The organism is Streptomyces sp. H39-C1 (assembly GCF_027158125.1).
In the GTDB taxonomy this organism is placed as follows: domain Bacteria; phylum Actinomycetota; class Actinomycetes; order Streptomycetales; family Streptomycetaceae; genus Actinacidiphila; species Actinacidiphila fildesensis.
Genome location: NZ_JAPVLS010000213.1, coordinates 1 through 3,372, shown reverse-complemented (window position 1 = coordinate 3,372; position 3,372 = coordinate 1). Strand labels below are relative to the sequence as shown.

General features: G+C 64.6%; 3 protein-coding genes. All 3 read left to right on the top strand.

Going from position 1 to position 3,372, the window contains the following annotated elements:
• Window positions 1-112 precede the first annotated feature (112 nt).
• The 3 genes from O3W51_RS47605 (at window position 113) to O3W51_RS47595 (ending at window position 3,281) form a co-directional block, all read left to right on the top strand.
• Entirely contained in the window at window positions 113-544 is a 432-nt protein-coding gene (locus O3W51_RS47605) for a transposase family protein (protein ID WP_269290309.1), read from the top strand.
• 399 nt (window positions 545-943) lie between these two features.
• The gene (locus O3W51_RS47600) at window positions 944-1,099 is read left to right on the top strand and encodes a hypothetical protein (RefSeq protein ID WP_269290307.1); all 156 of its coding nucleotides are present in this window, start codon (window positions 944-946) and stop codon (window positions 1,097-1,099) included.
• 1,003 nt (window positions 1,100-2,102) lie between these two features.
• Window positions 2,103-3,281, top strand: coding sequence for a site-specific integrase (locus O3W51_RS47595; protein WP_269290305.1), 1,179 nt, complete (start codon window positions 2,103-2,105; stop codon window positions 3,279-3,281).
• Window positions 3,282-3,372 lie beyond the last annotated feature (91 nt).

The window sequence follows — 3,372 nt, the reverse complement described above, 5'->3', positions numbered from 1 at the left end:
CGGGCCACCTCATGATCATCTGGCTTAGACACCACAATGATCACGAAGCCCGTGCCTGCTCTGCTATGCGCCCCAACCGGTCACAACCCGACCAGCCGCACGACCCCGGAACTTGCAACCGCCCTGGGTCCGGCCCGGCCGGATACACGACCAGACCGCCGTGCGTACCGAGGGCATCGCCGAACAGTTCCGCCAGCACCCCACGGTGGAAGCCCAGGTCGACGAGGGCTACCGGGGTCTGGCCAACGAGTTCCCCAACCAGATCAGCGCCCCACCGAAGAGACTCAGGGCTGACGCGCCCCTGGGCGAGCAGCACGCCTGGCGCGAACGGCGTCACCGCCAGTCCTCCGCTCGGATCTGCGTAGAACACACCAACGCCGAGTACAAGCAGTGGCGACCGCTGCAACGGTTCACCGGCCGCCGCGAGACCTACACCGAGACCCACCTCGCGATCACCGCGCTGGTCTCCGACCGCTCCGCCCGGCGGGCAACCCGCCTCAAGACGAGCACCCAACTGGTCCTTACCCGCCCGTCCGCCTGTTGATCAACTACCGGCCAGACCGTCTTGCCAGCACATCCCCAATGTCAATTTCCCCCAGGTCGTAAGTAGTTCGCTTGCTGCCCGGCTTGCGGACGAGCTGCTCAGCGCCCCGGTAGAACAGCGCCGGCACGTGTTGCGCCACGACTTCGCGCCCGCCGATCTGCCCGTGACTTTGCGCGGTTGAGCGTCAGACCGGTTCCGGGTTCGGGCGCGAGCCGCCACAATGCGCCGTACGACCGTGCCGAGGCACACGCGGCCGTCGCCGCGTACCTCACCCGGGCACCGGCAATCATATGGTCGGCATCTGACTCGCACGAAGTCTTCACCCGGACGCTTCGGACCCTCGCCCTGCTGGAAATGCCTCCCAACACGGCAGGGAATTCTGGTGCCGCATTCCGTTTTGTGGCAGACGCACTCGCCGGTGACGGCTGGCACCACGCCTTTCCGGCCCTGGTCCGCATCGCTCCCGAAGCCGTAGAACGTGTCCGGAACATCGTCTTCACGCACCACGGCCTGGAGATCAGCACCGCTCGGACCGAACAGATATCGCCGAAATAGGCGCTTCGGAAAGGCCGCCGCCCAGGCCCGGGCGCCCTCGGATCTGCCACTGCCCTTCCGGGTCGGGCGCAATCGGCCCCGGCCTCATCCCCGGTAGGTCCGCCCTGCCCGGGCTGGGTCGCCGGCATGCTTCCCGGCACTGGAACGGCGGCCAGGGCGGTGCAGGCGGATTCGTTTCGCCTTAATTGGTACATCACGTGAGGGCTCTACGCCAACGTTTCGCCGGGTATTCGCTCACGGCAGACAAGAAAGAATTCCAAAGGACTGGAAATCTCCGCCCGTAGCATGTCAGTGTACAACGTCCCGGAAAACACCAGGTCAGACGGTGCACGCCGAGGTGTCGACGGGGCGGCGACCGATTCGGAACCGCGTACCGCACCAACCAGTCTCGCCGCTGTGGTCCCATGTAGGAGGATCTTCTGTCGATTCCGCTATTCGATCCGCACGCTTTACTCGCCCCATCCTCTTTGTGCTTGGCGCACTGATGCTTGGTCCGACCAGATGTCTGGAGGGTCTGCGCGTCCTTGCGGACGTACGGCAGCGCGGTTATCGCTGCGACCAATTGACCTTCGGTCACCATGCCCTGCACCCAAAGCTGGGCACTTGGTCCGTGCCCCTGCAGCTCATGGGTCTGTCCTAGAACCACTTAACGGCCCATCGGATTGGGCGGCCTAGGGTCCTTGCCGCGAACAGCGTCAGCTCAGTCCTGTACCTATGCCCGTCGCCTGGCTGATGCTGGCCCGAAAGTACTCGGGTGCCCCGATGCGTCGCGCAACATAGACCGTGATCGCCGGTTGGCCAAACCGGTGATTGTCCGGACCATCAAAGAGTTCGCAGCAGCTGCGATTGGCGGTGGAGCTGTGACGGACAGCAGGAGACGCCTTTCGCATGCCTCTAAGGGGACGCGAAAGCGCCTGCTGCGGCCCCAATGGCGCGGCCGTCGTCGCCGGGACGCAGCGATGGCTGCGCCGACGTGGAATTTCCTCGCCCCTAAGGAGAGTGAGTGACTCTGTCCGACCCCATCAAGAAGCTGCCGCCGAACGCGAAGGGGCAGGTGCGGTACCGGTTCGTGGTCGACGTAGGGGTCGCCCCGGACACCGGCAAGCGCAAGCAGCTAACACGTACGTTCGACACGTTGAAGGAAGCGAGGGCCGAACACGCGCGCATCACGAACCGACGCCACGAAGGGACGCTGATACCGCCCAACAAGATTACCGTGAACGATTGGCTGGATCAGTGGCTCGCCAAGAAGGCCGAAGACCTGGAAGAGACCACGATCTACAACTACTCGGTCACCCTGGGCCGTGTCCGGGGGCAGCTTGGGCAGATCCGGCTTCAGGACCTCGCCGAAGACCACGTCGATGCGTGGATGATGTGGGCGCTTCGAGAGGGCCGCGTTCGTGGCGGCAAGGCGGGCACGGGCCTAGGAGTGACCTCAGTGGAGATGTCCCTGGCACGACTGAAGGAGGCACTTAACCGGGCGGTGACGCGGCGCCTTGTCGCTGTGAACGTTGCCCAAGAGGTCACGATCCCTCGAAAGGCACGCAAGGCGGAGCGCCGGGTCAAGGCGGTGGTGCAGCCTTGGAATGTAGTGGAGGTTCATGCCTTTGTGCTCGCAGTGAAGGACGATCGGCTGTATGCCCCCCTGCTTCTTTCCCTCATGGGCCTGCGTCCGGCGGAGGTCTGCGGCCTGCGCTGGGCCGACGTCGACCTGGACAATGCCACCTTGATTATTGAGAACACGCGAACGCTCATGGGGAACAAGACCGTGGTGGAGAAGGACACGAAGTCCGTCGCCGGCGAGCGCGGCCTTCCCCTGCCCGCTCTGGTCAGAGAGGCTCTGAAGGGCTTCAGGGCCACTCAGGCGGCCGAGAAGTTGGCGGCAGGGGAGGCGTACGAGGACAGCGGGTACCTGCTCGTGGACGAGCTCGGAAGAGCACTCAACGGGCGGCATCTGCGCGTGCGGGCGTACAAGGTCATGGCCGAGAACGCGCTGCGGCGCATCCGCTTGTACGATGCCCGCGCGATTTGTTTCACCTACCTCGCGAACAACGGGGTACTGGATCACCTCCTTGCGCTGTGGGCGGGGCACACGAACGTCAAGACCACGAAGCGTTGGTATGTGAAGCCGGACGTGGAGGATCTGCGCCAGGTACTACAGGGGCGGTTGGAGAGCTCGTAGGCGTCGTTGCGCGTAGTGGATCCGTTTGCTGATGGTTTGGTGGGTTCTGCGCCACATGGATTGGGCGAAGACGAGCGCGGAGGGGTGGCGC